General features: G+C 74.0%; 16 protein-coding genes. 7 read left to right on the top strand and 9 right to left on the bottom strand.

Translation table 11 applies throughout. The features are described from left to right. The first annotated feature begins 95 nt into the window (after nucleotides 1-95). Nucleotides 96-299: a hypothetical protein gene (locus tag Sru02f_RS18060; RefSeq protein WP_167469480.1), complete on the top strand. Its 204-nt coding sequence runs from the start codon at nucleotides 96-98 to the stop codon at nucleotides 297-299. Further along, nucleotides 299-682, top strand: a complete 384-nt coding sequence (locus Sru02f_RS18055; protein WP_003978453.1) for a hypothetical protein — start codon at nucleotides 299-301, stop codon at nucleotides 680-682. Before Sru02f_RS18060 ends, Sru02f_RS18055 begins: the two co-directional genes overlap by 1 nt. Nucleotides 683-709: 27 nt before the next feature. Here the strand turns inward: Sru02f_RS18055 and Sru02f_RS18050 are convergent, their stop codons facing one another. Together Sru02f_RS18050 and sigJ are read right to left on the bottom strand one after the other, a co-directional pair. Continuing rightward, complete coding sequence (locus tag Sru02f_RS18050; protein WP_109031043.1) at nucleotides 710-1312, bottom strand: GPP34 family phosphoprotein; 603 nt, start codon at nucleotides 1310-1312, stop codon at nucleotides 710-712. 52 nt (nucleotides 1313-1364) lie between these two features. Beyond that, the gene (gene sigJ, locus Sru02f_RS18045) at nucleotides 1365-2261 is read right to left on the bottom strand and encodes an RNA polymerase sigma factor SigJ (RefSeq protein WP_109031042.1); all 897 of its coding nucleotides are present in this window, start codon (nucleotides 2259-2261) and stop codon (nucleotides 1365-1367) included. A gap of 101 nt (nucleotides 2262-2362) precedes the next feature. Between sigJ and Sru02f_RS18040 the strand changes: the two genes are divergently transcribed. Beyond that, complete coding sequence (locus tag Sru02f_RS18040; RefSeq protein WP_109031041.1) at nucleotides 2363-2725, top strand: hypothetical protein; 363 nt, start codon at nucleotides 2363-2365, stop codon at nucleotides 2723-2725. Between the two features lie 6 nt (nucleotides 2726-2731). On the opposite strand, the gene Sru02f_RS18035 is transcribed toward Sru02f_RS18040, so the two are convergent. Then, the gene (locus Sru02f_RS18035; RefSeq protein ID WP_109031040.1) at nucleotides 2732-3337 is read right to left on the bottom strand and encodes a DUF998 domain-containing protein; all 606 of its coding nucleotides are present in this window, start codon (nucleotides 3335-3337) and stop codon (nucleotides 2732-2734) included. Nucleotides 3338-3398: 61 nt separating this feature from the next. Further along, nucleotides 3399-4145 carry a DUF1838 domain-containing protein gene (locus Sru02f_RS18030; protein WP_109031039.1) on the bottom strand — a complete coding sequence of 249 codons (747 nt, stop codon included), beginning with the start codon at nucleotides 4143-4145 and terminating at the stop codon, nucleotides 3399-3401. A 91-nt stretch (nucleotides 4146-4236) separates the two neighbouring features. Here Sru02f_RS18030 and Sru02f_RS18025 point away from each other — a divergent pair, with 91 nt between their 5' ends. Next, nucleotides 4237-4851 carry a dihydrofolate reductase family protein gene (locus Sru02f_RS18025; RefSeq protein WP_167469402.1) on the top strand — a complete coding sequence of 205 codons (615 nt, stop codon included), beginning with the start codon at nucleotides 4237-4239 and terminating at the stop codon, nucleotides 4849-4851. Between the two features lie 132 nt (nucleotides 4852-4983). After that, nucleotides 4984-5973, top strand: coding sequence for an NAD(P)-dependent alcohol dehydrogenase (locus Sru02f_RS18020; protein ID WP_109031037.1), 990 nt, complete (start codon nucleotides 4984-4986; stop codon nucleotides 5971-5973). A 35-nt stretch (nucleotides 5974-6008) separates the two neighbouring features. Here Sru02f_RS18020 and Sru02f_RS18015 read toward each other — a convergent pair whose 3' ends face one another. The 5 genes from Sru02f_RS18015 to Sru02f_RS17995 all read right to left on the bottom strand — a co-directional run bounded on the left by Sru02f_RS18015 (nucleotide 6009) and on the right by Sru02f_RS17995 (nucleotide 12768). Further along, nucleotides 6009-7079 carry a homoserine dehydrogenase gene (locus Sru02f_RS18015; RefSeq protein ID WP_109031036.1) on the bottom strand — a complete coding sequence of 357 codons (1071 nt, stop codon included), beginning with the start codon at nucleotides 7077-7079 and terminating at the stop codon, nucleotides 6009-6011. Between the two features lie 42 nt (nucleotides 7080-7121). Further along, entirely contained in the window at nucleotides 7122-7793 is a 672-nt protein-coding gene (locus tag Sru02f_RS18010; RefSeq protein WP_164272185.1) for a response regulator transcription factor, read from the bottom strand. Then, nucleotides 7790-8974 (bottom strand): sensor histidine kinase, encoded by a 1185-nt coding sequence (locus Sru02f_RS18005; RefSeq protein ID WP_109031035.1) that lies wholly within the window; start codon nucleotides 8972-8974, stop codon nucleotides 7790-7792. The genes Sru02f_RS18010 and Sru02f_RS18005 overlap by 4 nt, the downstream gene beginning before the upstream one ends. Before the next feature lie 91 nt (nucleotides 8975-9065). Then, nucleotides 9066-11339, bottom strand: a complete 2274-nt coding sequence (locus Sru02f_RS18000) for an MMPL family transporter (protein ID WP_109031034.1) — start codon at nucleotides 11337-11339, stop codon at nucleotides 9066-9068. Nucleotides 11340-11817: 478 nt separating this feature from the next. Next, nucleotides 11818-12768, bottom strand: a complete 951-nt coding sequence (locus tag Sru02f_RS17995; RefSeq protein ID WP_109031033.1) for a DUF6807 domain-containing protein — start codon at nucleotides 12766-12768, stop codon at nucleotides 11818-11820. A gap of 198 nt (nucleotides 12769-12966) precedes the next feature. Here Sru02f_RS17995 and Sru02f_RS17990 point away from each other — a divergent pair, with 198 nt between their 5' ends. Together Sru02f_RS17990 and Sru02f_RS17985 are read left to right on the top strand one after the other, a co-directional pair. After that, on the top strand, nucleotides 12967-13197 hold the full coding sequence (locus Sru02f_RS17990) for a hypothetical protein (protein WP_003978440.1): 231 nt from the start codon (nucleotides 12967-12969) through the stop codon (nucleotides 13195-13197). A gap of 80 nt (nucleotides 13198-13277) precedes the next feature. Beyond that, complete coding sequence (locus Sru02f_RS17985; RefSeq protein WP_109031032.1) at nucleotides 13278-14114, top strand: alpha/beta fold hydrolase; 837 nt, start codon at nucleotides 13278-13280, stop codon at nucleotides 14112-14114. The last annotated feature ends 17 nt before the right edge of the window (nucleotides 14115-14131 follow it).

Here is a 14131-nt window from a genome sequence, read left to right as displayed (position 1 = left end):
GGGCACCCTCTCCCGTCCGGCGAGTCGCGCGTCAGGTACCGAGTAGGTACCATGCCGGTACGCCATCACTGAACGTGACCTTCACCGAGGAAGAGATGGAAGGCGTCCGCGCTGCCGCCGCAGCCGAGGGCAAGAGCCTGAAGCAGTACATGCACGACCTCGGTGTCCGCGAGATGCAGCGCAAGCGGTTCGTCGCCGGGGCCGTGTCGTGGGCGGACCGGCTGCGCGCCGAGTTCGACGAGGCCTTCCCGGACGAGATCCCCCCGTCCCAGCGCGGCGAGGGAGTCACCGCCGCCTGATGAGCGAGCCCCTGTACATCGATGTCCCCTGGCTCCTGGACGTCCAGGACGCCGCCCTGGACAACGAGGACGTGTCGGTCACGGACTACTCGGCCCTGGTCGCGGCGGTGGCCCGCCACAAGACGCGGATGCCCACCCTGGCCGCGTCCAACCCCGACAGCGCCTGGCGCGCGGCCGCGCTCCTGCACACGGTGGTGCGGCTCGAACCGCTCCCCCACCGCAACAGCCTCTTCGCGGCCTTCGTCACCGGTCAGTACATGGACCAGTCCGGGGAGGGAATCGACCCGCCCTACGGGGCGCTGTCCGACCTGATCAGAAAGGTCCGCGAGACCCGGCTGAGCATCTACGACATCGCCGACGTGCTCCGTTCCTGGCGCATTTGACCTCCGGATCTCCAGCCGCCGGAGTCGTCACATCCCGCGCCAGATGTTGTCGAACGCCGCTTCCTCGATGCTGCGGCGCTGGCGGATCGCGGCCAGTTCCACCACGGCGTCGTTCACCGCGGCGAGCACCGTCGCGACCCCGTCGTCCTCGGGATCCGCCACCTGGTCGGCCGACTCGTGCCGGACGCCCACCGCGGCCGCGAGCCCCGCGAGCACGGGGTCCGCACCGGACCAGCGGTCGGTGGCGCGCCGATGGGCCGCCGGATCGGCCGGGGCCGGACGGCCGGTACCGCCGCGTGCGTTCCGTCGCGGGCGCCTTCGGCCGCCCTCGTCCGCTCCCGCGGCCGCGAGGTACTGCGCCGCCAGGCCGTCGCCCCGGCGCCACAGCCAGTCCGTCACGGACTCGGCCTGGTCCCCGGCGAGCAGCGACGCCGCCGCGTCGAGGAGCCGGTCACCGGACGCGGCCCGCGACACCGGCCGCAGCAGGTCGCCGTCCAGCGCGACCGTCCCCGCCTCCATCAGGTCGATCAGTTCCGCTCCGGCCAGGGCCAGCGACAGGTCGCCGCGCTCGACCGGATAGTCGGAGGGGACTTCGAGAGAGACGATCGTCAGGTCGTGCGCCGTGGTCATGCGGATCTCCACATCTGTCAGATCTGCTGCGACACACCGGCCGCGATCCCGTTCAGCCTACCCACGGCCCCAGCTTCTCGGGGTTGCGGACCACCCAGATGCGGGTGACGCGGCCGTCGGCGACGTCGAGGGCCGCGACGGTCATGACGGCGCCGTCGCGCCGGGCCACCAGGCCCGGTACCCCGTTGACCGAGCGCTCCAGGAGTTCGAGTCCCGGGGCCTTGTCGGCGATGGCGGCCATGTACTGGGCGATGCGGGCGCCGCCCTCGATCGGGCGCAGGGCGGTGCCGACCATGCCGCCGCCGTCGGCGGTCATGACCGCGGCCGGGTCGAGGAGGTCGACGAGAGCGGCGATGTCCTTGGTCTGCCACGCCTCCTTGACCTGCCGCACCACGTCGGCCCGCACTGCGGCCGGTGTCTGCGGAGCCCGCGCGCCGCGCACCCGGCGGCGGGCCGAGGCCGCGAGCTGCTTGCAGGCCGCTGGGGTACGGCGGAGGATGCCCGCGATGTCGGCGAAGGGGTAGCGGAAGACGTCGTGGAGGACGAAGGCGACCCGCTCGGCCGGCGTCATCGACTCCAGGACGACGAGGAAGGCCATGGTCACCGACTCGTCCAGGACCATCTGGTCGGCGGGATCGGCGCCGTGGCCGGGGCCCCGCTCGGTGTGGGCGGGGAGCGGATCCGGCAGCCACGCGCCGACGTAGCGTTCCCGCCGGGCTCGCGCCGAGCCGAGCGCGTCCAGGCAGACCCGGCCGGTCACGGTCGTCAGCCAGGCCCCCGGGGAGACGATCTCCTCCTGCCGGCTCCGGGGCAGCGCGTACCAGCGTGCGTAGGCCTCCTGCACGGCGTCCTCGGCCTCGACCAGCGAACCGAGCAACCGGTAGGCGACATTGATCAGTTGACGCCGCTCGCCGACCGTCGCGTCGGTACTCGTCCCAGCCGTCCCCATCCCCGACCGCCCCCTCGCCTTACCTTTCACCGGCCCGCGTCGTCGGGCTGGTGAGACCTTACCGATCTACTGCCCCCCGGGGCGGAAATGGGGACCGCGGCATGGCAACCCAGGCGACGGCGCAGCACCGACTCTCGTTCCTGCGGATCGCGATAGCCCTGCAGACACTCACCATCTTCCTCCAGGCGGTCTCCGCCGGACTGCTGCTGACCGCGTCCTACGGGGAGACGCTGCACAGCGTCGGTGCCCGGGTGATGTACGGGGCGTCGATGCTGTACGTGCTCGCGGCGGTGCTGGCGTGGAAGCCGGGCGGCGGTCCGCTGCGGCCCGTCTGGCACGCCTGCGGCTTCCTCGTCCTCGCCTCGGTCCAGGTCGTGCTCGGCATCGCGCACGTTCCGTCGGTCCATCTGCCCCTGGGGGTCCTGATGTTCGGCCTGAGCGTGCTGGCGCTGGCGCGGCGTTGAGCGCCCTCACCCTTCCGGGGCCGTCCCCGGTCGCCGGGCGTGGCGGAGGCAGGAGGCGGCCACCACGAAGGGCCACAGCGACTGGAGGGAGGTCACGACGCGTTCGGCGACGCCGGCGTCGCCCTGTCGCCGCATCTCGATCAGGAACCACACTCCACCGGCGGCCATCAGGGTCGTCACGGCGATCGAGGGCGCGAGACGCAGCGCCCAGGGACCGGCCGGATCTCCGTTGACGGCCAGCACCGGCCAGACCGCCAACAGCGTGAACCCGACCACCACCACCGCGCCGTGCCGCAGGGAGCCCCCGCTGCTGGGCGCGGGGAGCGCCACCAGGACCAGCGCGGCGAGTCCGCCACCGCCCAGCGCCACGCGTCCGGCGGTGGCGGCGGTCCGCAGCCCCCAGGCGGTCAGCAGGTGGCAGACGCCCAGGGCCAGGAACGCAGCCGTCATCACCCAGAATCCGGCGGCTCCGTAGGACCCCAGAACGCTGATGGTCTGCGTTACGGGATCGTAGGAAGCCCCTTCGGCGTACGCGGCGCCGGTCCAGCCTGCGATCAGCAGTACGGGTGCACATCCCGACGAGAGCAGGACCCATCTGGGAACAAATCGCATCGGGCAACCATAAAGCGGGCGGCACCGGGACGCACCGCACGCACCGCCGTGCTCCTGGACCTCACGCGGGCGGGTTGTGCGCGCGGAAGTACGTCCAGCTGGTCTCGTTCGGCTCGCTCCACTTCCGCGGGGCCCGTGCGAACCGCGGGTGGTGGTCGGCGATGTGGGCACGGGTGCGCTCGGGCACCTCCGTGTACGAGCCGAGCTTGCGGCCCCGGCAGTGGTAGGTGAGGCCGCCGGGCCGCCCGCCGCGGGCCATCCACGGGACCCACGGGGACATCCGGGTCCACGACATGGTCGCCGGGACGCTGGGGTCCGGTCCGGCCAGGTCCTCGCGGCGGGCGAAGAACTGGAAGAGTTCCAGGGCCCGGTACGTGTCACCGGCCGAGTGACGGGGGTACTGGGCCGTCGGCAGGGGCGAGGGGTAGGCGAGCGGGATCTCCAGGCTGAAGCAGACCTGGTCGCCCAGGTCGGTCGTCGGGACCGGGAAGGGGCGCCACTTCTGGTTCGCCGGGTCGTTCCAGACGTGCACCACCGGCAGGTCCCGCCAGGTCTCCAGGATGTCGCCGGTGACGGGGTCCAGGTAGAACGCGGCCTCACGGGTGAGCAGCCGGTAGGAGTCGGGGCCGTCCTCCGCGTCGTGGACGAGGCGGGCGACGTTGACGCCTTCGAAGCCGAAGAGGCGCTCGTAGGGCTCGTCGGGCGCCCATGCGAACACACTTCCGGACCACCAGTACGTGACCTCCTCGCCGTCGAGGGAGGCCCGGGTTCGGGCGAGGGAGCGGAGCGACTGCGCGGGTGTCGTCATGGGACGTACTCTGCGCGACCGCCGCCCCCGCCGGCCGGGAATCGGGGCGACCCGCCCGATGAATTCGGGCGGCGGAGCGGGTCTCCCCTGTATGACTCGCATCATCGCGGACATCTCGATCTCCCTCGACGGCTGCGTCACCGGGCCCGATCCCGGCCCGGGCAACGGTCTGGGCACCGGCGGCGAGGCCCTGCACACCTGGGCGTTCTCCGACGATCCCGAGGAGCGCCGGATCGTGCGCGAGACGACCGCCCGGTCGGGCGCCGTCGTCCTCGGCCGCCGGCTCTTCGACCTGGTGGACGGACCGGGCGGCTGGGACGACACCGTCGGCTACGGCGCCGCGGAGGTCGGCAGACCGCCGTTCGTCGTCGTGACGGCCTCGCCACCGGAGTCGGTCCGGCTCACCGGCCTCGACTGGACGTTCGTCACGACCGGTCTGCCCGACGCCGTCACCGCGGCGCGCGAGCGTGCCGAGGCGGCTTCGGCGGACCTCGGCCGGGACCTCGACGTCGTCCTGATGGGCGGCGGGGCCCTGATCGGCTCCGCGCTCGAAGCCGGGCTGGTCGAGGTGCTGTCCCTGCACCTGGCTCCCGTCGTGCTGGGCTCCGGAACGCCGCTGTTCACCGGGGGAACACCGCACGCGCTCGTCCGGCGGAGCGCGTACGCCACACCGAACGCCACGCACCTGCTCTACGAACTCCTCTGACGTGCGCCGCGACGCACCCGCGACCCCGGGCCGGGCGGCCTGTTGACGGGTGCGGACCCTGCCACTACGGTGCCCTCACCGCGCGACCCGCTATCGGTGCCGGGGGTCCCCCGAGGGGATGGTGGCAGGGCGATGAAGGCAGTGGTCCAGGAGCGGTTCGGTCCCCCGGACAGCCTGCGGCTGCGGGACGTGGACCCGCCGCACGCCGGTGCCGGCCAGGTGCTGGTGCGCGTGCACGCCGCCGCCGTGAACCCCTACGACTGGCACATGCTGCGCGGAGACCCGTACGCGGCACGGCTGCTGGGCGGCATGGGGCTGACCCGGCCGAAGTGCCGGGTGGCCGGCATCGACGCGGCGGGGGTGGTGGAGCGGGTCGGCGCGGACGTGCGGGGGCTCGGTCCCGGCGACCGGGTCCTGGGGTTCTGCCCGGGAGCCTTCGCCGAGTACGCGTGCACCACCGCACCGATGCTGGTGCCCGTGCCCGAGGGCCTGACCTTCGAGCAGGCCGCGGCACTGCCGATGGCAGCGGTGACCGCCCTGCGCGGCATCCGGACCGTCGGTCGCGTACGGTCCGGACAGCGGGTCCTGGTCAACGGGGCGGGCGGCGGCGTGGGCACCTTCGCGGTGCAGATCGCGGCGGTCCTGGACGCGGAGGTCACCGGGGTGTGCAGCGCCGCCAACACCGACCTGGTGCGTTCCCTGGGCGCCGCCCACGTCCTGGACTACGCCCGGGAGGACTTCACCGACGGACGCGGGCGCTACGACGTCGTGCTGGACAACGTGGGCAACCACCCGCTGGGCCGGTTGCGCCGGGCGCTCACCCCGGCGGGTGTCCTGGTGGCCAACGGCGGCGGCTCCCCCGGCCGGGTGTTCGGGGCCATCGGCGCCATGCTGAGACTGGCGGCGGCCAACGCCGTCACACGGCAGAGGCTGCGTCCGATCCTGCCGGCGACCCCGGACGGGCCGGTCCACGAGGACCTGTCGGCCGTCACCGCGCTCGTCGACGCCGGGCAGCTCACGCCCGTGGTCGGCCGCACCTTCGCATTGGCCGACACCGCGCGGGCGCTGCGGCACGTCGAGGAGGGCCACGCACGCGGCAAGACCGTCGTCACCGTGGCGTAGGCGCCCTTGGCCGAGTCGCCGTACCCCCGCCCGCGTCAGTGGAAGCCGGTGCGCGCGGCCGTGACCTCGACGGTGTCCTTCACCAGGGCCAGCGCCGCTCCCACCGGGCTCGACCGCCCGCCGCTCACGGTCACGTCGCCCGCGTCCGGACAACCGAACACCACGGCCTTCTCGGGCCCGGTCAGCGCGTGCAGCGGGTCCCCGGGCTCCGTCTCCTCAAGCCGTACGCGCACCACGCCGGGCTCGGCCACCGACGCGCCGGCGACCGCCCGCAGCCGACGGGACCGGGCGGCAGCGGCCAGGGCCCGCCCCGCCGTGGTGCCGTCCACCGGCTCCGCCCGCACCCGCACCTCGGCCGGGTCCCAGCCCCAGGCCAGCGCGGCCAGCAGCCGCACCTTGGTGGCGGCGTCGTCGCCCGACAGGTCCGCCGAGGGATCCGCCTCCGCGATGCCCCGCAGCCGCGCGGCGCGGATCGCGTCGCCCAGCGTGTCGCCCTCGGCCAGTCGGTCGAGCACGAAGGTGGCGGTGCCGTTGGGGCAGGCGCGGATCGTCCGGCAGTCCAGGCCGCGCAGGGACGTGCGCGACAGGTCGCCCGCCGGGAGCGCCGCCCCGGTGGCCCCGGAGATCCGGATCATGCTGCCGCCCGCCCGGGCGGCCGCGTCGAGCTCCCGCCAGTGCGTGAGCAGATGGCTCTTGGTGGCCGTCACCACGTGGATGCCCCGGCGCAGTGCCGCCAGGGCCTCCTCGGCGGCGCGCTCCCGCAGTCCGGGCGAGGACGGGACGGCCTGGACGAACACCCGCGCGCCGGTGCGGTCGAAGGTCTCGTCCAGCGGTCTCGCGGGATCCCACCGCGAGCGCGGCGGCACCGACCCGTCCGCGTCCGGCCGGCACTGGGCCGCGCTCGCTCGTACGGCGGCCACCCTCGGTCGTACGCCGTGACGGCGGGCGAGCGCATCTCCGTCCCGGGCCAGCCGGTCGACGAAGGCCTGCCCGACCGGGCCGTACCCGGCGAGGACCACAGCGGTCGTCGTCGCTCCGGTCGTCTCAGTCGCTCCAGTCGTTCTGGTCGCTCCGGTCACTCCGGTCGCTCCGGTCAGTTCGTTCATGGGTCCGGGATCCTCTCACACCACCGGCCGCGAGAAGGCCCGTCAGCGGGGCGGCCGCGCGAGGCCGGAGCGGTAGGCGTGGGCGACCAGTTGGGCGCGGTCCCGGGCGCCGAGCTTGGTCTTGGCGCGCTGGACGTGGGTGCGTACCGTCAGCGGGCTGAGGAACAGTTCGGCCGCGATCTCCTTGTCGGACTTGCCGTCCGCGACCAGGGCGGTCACCTCTCGCTCGCGGGCGGTGAGGGCGGCCAGGTCCTCGGGCGGCACCGGGGACGCCCCGGGGTCGGGGGAATCGAGGAACCGGGTGATGAGGCTGCGGGTGGCCGCGGCGGACAGCAGGGCGTCTCCGGCGGCCACCGTGCGGATGCCGTCCAGGAGTTCCTCGGCCGTGACGTCCTTGCCGAGGAATCCGCTCGCCCCGATGCGCAGCGCCCGGGCGACGTGTTCGTCGGTCTCGAAGGTGGTGAGGATGAGGACCCGGGTGCCCCGGAGGGCGGGGTCGGCGCAGATCTCGGCGGTGGCGGCGAGGCCGTCGGTGCCGGGCATGCGGATGTCCATGAGGACGATGTCGGGTCGGTGGGTGCGGGTCAGCGCGACGGCGTCCCGGCCGTCGGCGGCTTCGGCGACCACGTCCATGTCCTCGCTGTAGTCGATCAGGATGCGGAAGGTCGACCGCAGCAGGGCCTGGTCGTCGGCGAGCAGCACGCGGATCGTCATGAGGGCTGTTCCCTTGCTGGTGGCGGGGCGGGGAGTTCGGCGGTGATGGCGAAGCCGCCGTCCGCGAGGGCGCCCGCGCTCAGTCGTCCGCCGGAGGTCTCGGCGCGTTCCCGCATGCCGACGAGGCCGAAGCCGCCGCCGGGGCCCGGCGGGCGCGGGGAGGCGCCGCCGTCGTCGGTGACCGTGAGGGTGAGGCGGTCGTGGGCGTAGGCGAGGTGTACGTCGGCCGTGCCGGCGTCGGTGTGTTTGGTGACGTTGGTGAGGGCCTCCTGCACGATCCGGAAGGCGGTCAGGTCGACTCCGGGCGGCAGGGGGCGCCGCGTGCCCCGGACGGTGACGGTGACGCGGAGCCCGGCGGAGCCGAACGCGGAGACCAGTTCGGGGAGTCGGCCGAGCCCCGGGGGCGGTCGCAGGTCGTCGGAGCCGCCGGTGTCGCCGGGGCTGCGCAGGAGGCCCACGGTGGCCTTCAGTTCGCGCAGCGCCGACGCGGTGATGCCGGTGAGGTGTGTGAGGATCTCGTGGGCCTGCTCCGGGTGGGTGCGGGCGAGGTGGGCGGCGGTGCCGGCCTGGGCGTTGGCCAGCGCCATGTGGTGGGCGACGACGTCGTGCAGTTCGCGGGCGATGCGGATGCGTTCCTCGGCGACGCGGTGGCGGGCCTCCTCCTCGCGGGTGCGTTCGGCGTACTCGGCCCGGGTGTGGACGGCGTCGAGGTGGGCGCGACGGCTGCGGACCGCCGTGCCGGCCAGGACCGGCAGCAGGATCCAGAACACGGGGCCGACGCTCTCGTCCATCCACGGCTGGTCGTCGCGTCCGGAGAGCAGGGCGGCGGGGACGACCAGCGCGACGGTGGCGCCGTAGCAGGCGAACGCGGTGCGCTGCGGGGTGCGGACGGCCAGTTCGTAGAGCGCGATCAGGACGGGCAGCAGCAGGAGTGGGGAGATCAGGTAGCCGAGAGCGACGGAGACGGCGGCGCAGACGGCCGTGACGAGGACTGCGGCGCGCGGGTGGCCGCGGCGCGGCAGCAGGCCCGCGGTGGCCACGAGCGCCAAGGGCTGGCCCTGCCACCAGCCGGGACCCTGGTGCACGTACTGTCGGCTGGTGACGGCGAGCACCAGCAGCAGGAAGGCCGTCTCGACGAGGTGCGGGTGGCTGTCGGCGTACCGCCGCCAACTGCTGAGCATGGTTTCCTCCTGGGACCAGGATCGCCGATGCGCCCGCCGCGCGGCGGGAGGCCGCCCGTGTCCGGCACGGGTGGCCTCCCTGCGGCGCGGGTCAGGCGCGTACCGTGTCCTGCCGGTCGGCGTCGGGGACGGCCGCGAGCGCGGGGGCCGGGGTCCGCCGGCCGAGCGCCTCGCCCTCCACGTCGACCCGCGGCAGCAGCCGGTCCAGTCGGCGCGGCAGCCACCAGGCGCGCTCGCCGAGCAGGACCAGGACGGCGGGCACGAAGGCCATGCGGACGACGAAGGCGTCGAACAGGACGGCGATCGCCAGACCGAACCCCACCATTTTGAGGAGGGTTTCGCCGCCGGTCATGAAGCCGGCGAAGACGGACGTCATGATGACGGCGGCGGCGGTCACGACCCGGCCGCTGTGGCGGAATCCGGTGACGACGGCCTCGGCGGGCCGTTCCCCGTGGACGACGGCCTCCCGCATCCGCGACACCAGGAACACCTGGTAGTCCATGGCGAGGCCGAAGACGATGCCCACCAGCATGAGCGGCATGGTGCTCATGACCGGTCCGGTCTCCTCGACGCCCAGCAGCCCGGCGCCGTGGCCGTTCTGGAAGATGGTGACCAGTGCCCCGAAGGACGCCCCGACCGACAGCAGGAAGCCGAGGGCTGCCTTGAGCGGGACGAGTACGGAGCGGAAGACGACGAGCAGCAGGAGGAAGGCCAGGCCCACCACGACGAGGAGGTAGGGGATCAGGGCGTCCGTCATCTTGCGGGCGACGTCGATGTTGAGCGCGGTGGTGCCGGTCACCTCGAAGGTGGCGCCGGTGGCGGACTCGGTGGCGTGCCGCTCGGCGCGGATGGTGTGGACGAGTTCCTCGGTCCGCTCGCTGGTGGGCGCGGTGGCCGGGACGGCCTGGATCACCGCGGTGTCCTTCGCCGCGTTGAAGCGGGGCGGCGCCACGGAGACCACTCCGGCGGTGGCGGCGAGCCTGTCGGAGACGGCCGCGACCGCCGACCGCGGGTCGTCGGCCTGCCGGGCGTCCACGACGACCGTGAGCGGGCCGTTGAACCCGGGCCCGAAGCCGTCCGCGAGGGCGTCGTACGCCCGGCGTTCGGTGGTGGAGGTGGGCTTGGCCTCGTCGCCGGGCATGCCGAGCCGCAGGTCGAGCGCCGGTACGGCGAGGGCGCCCAGGAGGACCGCCGAGCCGAGCAGTACGGGCACCGGGCGGCGCTGTACGAACCGGGCCCAGCGGACGCTCCACGCCCCGGCCTCGCCGGCGCGCCGGGCGGCGCCGCGGCCCGGACCCCTGCGGAACCGGAACCGGACCCGGCGGGCGGGAGGGGCGCTCCGTGCCTTGCGGACCCGGCGGGCCAGCAGGGCGTCGGGCCAGAAGCCGCACAGCGCCGGGACCAGGGTGAGGGTGATCAGTACCGCGACGACGACCGCGCCCGCGGCGGCCAGGCCCATCTTCGTCAGCGACGGCACTCCGATCACCGACAGGCCGGCCAGCGCGATGACGACGGTGAGTCCGGCGAAGACGACCGCGGATCCGGCCGTGCCCACGGCCAGCCCCGCCGCCTCCAGGGCGTCGTGCCCCTTGGCGCGTTCCTCGCGGTAGCGGGAGACGACGAGCAGGGCGTAGTCGACGCCGACCGCGATCCCGATCATCATGGCCAGGTCACCGGTGGCCGTCGACATGCCGAGGGCGCTGCCCAGCGCGACGATCGAGGCGAGCGTGAGGGCCACACCGGCGACGGCGGTGATCAGCGGCAGTCCGGCGGCCGCCAGCGAGCCGAAGGTGATCAGCAGGACCACCGCGGCGACGCCGATGCCCAGGAACTCGCCGATCCCGGCCGGCGGCTCACCGGCCACGGCCCCGCCACCGGCCTCGACGGTCAGACCGGAGGTCCGGGCCTGCTCCACCGCCGCCGTGAGGTCCGCCCGTCCGGCGTCGGTGACGTTGTCCTCGGTCACTTCGTAGGTGACGGTGGCGTACGCCGTGGATCCGTCCTCGCTGACCGTCGACGCGTCGAGGGGGTCGGAGACGGCGGCGACCTGCGGTCCGTCGGCCACCTCGGCGACCAGGGTGTCGATCGCCGCCCGGTACTCGCTCGCCGTGACCTGCCGTCCGTCCGGTGCGACGAGGACGATCCGGGCACCGGCGCCTTCCGCCTCGGCGCCCGGGAACCGCTCGTTGATGAGGTCGAAGGCGTGCTGGGACTCGATCCCCGGCATCGAGTCCGAGTCGTCGGCCGCCTCGCCGGCGTTCATGGCGCCGAACACGACGCCGAGGAGGACGGCCGCCCACGCCAGGGTCACCCACCGGCGCCGTCGGAAGGCGCCACGGCCCAACCGGTACAGCAAAGTTGCCATGGAGAGGTCTCCGCATCTGATCTGGGGAACCTCTCCAGACTCACGGCGCGGCCACCGTCCCGTCGTCGTCCGCATCGACCGTCGCGTGTACTCACTTTCGAGTACCGCGGCAGAGGTCAGACGCCCGGGTGGACGGCCGGCCTGTCGCACGTGCCGAAGCGTCCACGTGCCGCGGGGCCGGTCGCGGAGACCCGGGCGGCGACCCTCGGGTGTCCGCCGTCCCGGCCGCGCAGTGCGTCGAGGACGCGGATCGCGTCGGCGCGGGTGCGGGGGGGGGCGGGGTCGGGGTCGGGGTCGGCGAGACGGTCCTGGGGCGTCTGCGCCGCGCCGCGGCAGGCCGGCCGTGACGACGTAACCCTCGCTGCACGTCAGGTGCAGGTGCGGGTACCGCCGCCGGGCAGTCCCCCGACGGTCGGCCAGTCGTACACGGTCAGGCGGGACATGCCGGCCGCCCCCGGGAAGCCGGCGTACGTCTGGCTCACCACGCGAGTCCCGCCAGGTGCGCGGCGACCCGCGCGCGGTTCCAGGCGCCGTCGGCGACGACCACGCGGTAGGCCCGGGCGAGGGTCTCGCCGGGCGGCAGGACGAGTTCCTCGTGGAAGGCCCAGGAGGGCGCCACCGCGGCGAAGGGGTCGCTGCGCACGAACCAGTGGGCCGGGTGGGTGCCCTTCTCTCCCGAGTGGTCGTTGGAGGGGGCGTGTTCGAAGACGAGCGTGGCGTGGCCGTCCCGTCCGTCGTGCTCGCCCACGTAGGCCAGCCAGCGGGCGCTGGAGCCCATCGGGTCGGCGTCGCCGGGCTCGCCGGACTCCGCGGAAGCGGCGGACTCCGCCGTGAAGACCCGGCCGCCTCGGAAGGCGCGGGGCCCGCGCCAGAACAGCCCGGTGTAACCGGCGGCGGGGCGTCCGTGGGTGGTGGGGCTGCCGAACCGCAGTGGTTCGGCACGCCGGTTGGTCACCGCGGACGTCCAGGTGAGCGTCCAGCTGCCGGTGTCCGGGTCGACGTCGCGGACCTCGACGCGGCGCTCCTCCTCGGCCCACAGCTCGCCGCCGTGCGGGTGCCAGGTCAGCCGCTCGGCGATGACGGCGCGGTCCGCCTCGACGTCGATCTCCTCGAAGGACACGTGGGCCATCGAACCGACCCGCTCCGGCAGCGCGCGGTAACCCTCGCCGTGCACATAGGTGTTGCCGCCCCACAGGTTCTGCCCGGACAGGTGGGAGGCGGTCAGTTGGAGCCCCTTGTGCCAGCGGTGGTCGTTGGGGCGGTAGTCCGTGACGACTGCGCCGGACAGGGTCCGGACCGGGTGGAGGTACGGCTTGGGCGCCTCCCACGCGGCCTCGGGGCGGTACACGTAGGAGAACAGCTCGGTTCCGGCCGCCCCGTGGGCCACCGTGACGCGGTCGCCGTGGACGTGGGTGAGTGAGAGCGTCATGAGGTCCTCCTCCTCGCGGCGGACGTATGCCGCGGCACCGTCGGGCGATCACGATAGCAAGCGCTTGCCGCAAGGCGGCTCGCCGCGCGACCTGGCCACATGGGCACCGGCGGGGGCAGGGACGAGTGCCCTCGTCGAGAGCACTCTCGCTCGGCGAGACACTGGGCCGCGCCCGGTGCCGCCCTAGGCTTTTTGACCATGGAAATCCCGAGACACCTCATCGAACTCCGGCGCGCCGTCGAGGCGGCGGACAACCGCTACCGCAGCAACAGGGGCGAGAACGCCACGGTCGCCCTGGCGGTCTGGTCCGATGCGACCGCCGCGCTCGCCCGGGGCATCGCCGCCTACGCCGACGAGACCGGCGTACCGCACCGCGAGGTGGAGCTGGCCGTGCAACGCGCGACGGGACGGCACACCCCTGCGCGGTGAACGCTCCGGACGGGCCGTTGACAGTGGCGGCTAATGGCAGTAGCTTTTAGCTAAAGCTATTAGCCCTACTGGGGAGTGACATGACCGAGCGCCTTGCCGTCGACGGCGGCACGATCGCGTACGAAGTGACCGGGTCCGGCCCGCTGATCGTGCTCGCGCACGGCATGGGAGACAGCCGCGCCGCGTACCGCGCCGTCGTCCCCCAGCTGGTGGCGGCCGGTCACCGGGTCGCCGCGGTGGACCTGCGCGGCTGCGGCGAGTCGAGCGTCGACTGGCCGGAGTGGAGCCGCACCGCCATCGCCGGCGACCTGATCGCCCTGATCCGTCACCTGGGCGGCCCGGCCGTAGTGGTCGGCCACTCGGTCTCGGGTGGCGCCGCCACCATCGCCGCGGCCCTGGAGCCCTCCCTGGTCACGGCGGTCGTCGAGCTGGCGCCGTTCACCCGCAAGCAGTCGGTGCGCCTCGGCGACCTGCGGGTGAAGCGGTTCCGGCGGGGCATGCTCCGCCTGCTCGGCGCGGGCGCGTTCGGCAGCCTGCCACTGTGGCGCTCGTACCTCGACGTCGCGTACCCGGGCGTGAAGCCGGCCCACTGGGGCGAGCGGCTCGGCCTCATCGAGTCCCGGCTGCGCGAGCCGGGCCGGATGAAGGCCATGCAGGCCATGGGCCGCAGCGCGCCGACGGACGCCGGCGCCCAACTCGGCAATGTCCGCTGCCCGGTTCTGGTGGTGATGGGCACCCTCGACCCGGACTGGGCCGACCCGCACGCGGAGGGCTCGGCCGTCGTCGCGGAGCTGCCCTCCGGGCTCGGCCGCCTGGAGATGATCGAGGGCGCCGGCCACTATCCGCACGACCAGTTCCCCGACGAGGTGGCCGCGCTCGTGCTCGCCTTCCTCCGCTCGGACGCCGCCCGTGCCTAGGGCGGGCCTGGATCCGG

Origin of the sequence: Streptomyces rubrogriseus (assembly GCF_027947575.1) — a bacterium.
GTDB lineage: Bacteria > Actinomycetota > Actinomycetes > Streptomycetales > Streptomycetaceae > Streptomyces > Streptomyces rubrogriseus.
Note: the sequence above shows the minus strand (reverse complement) of the source record. Positions and strands in the feature narration are given on the sequence as shown.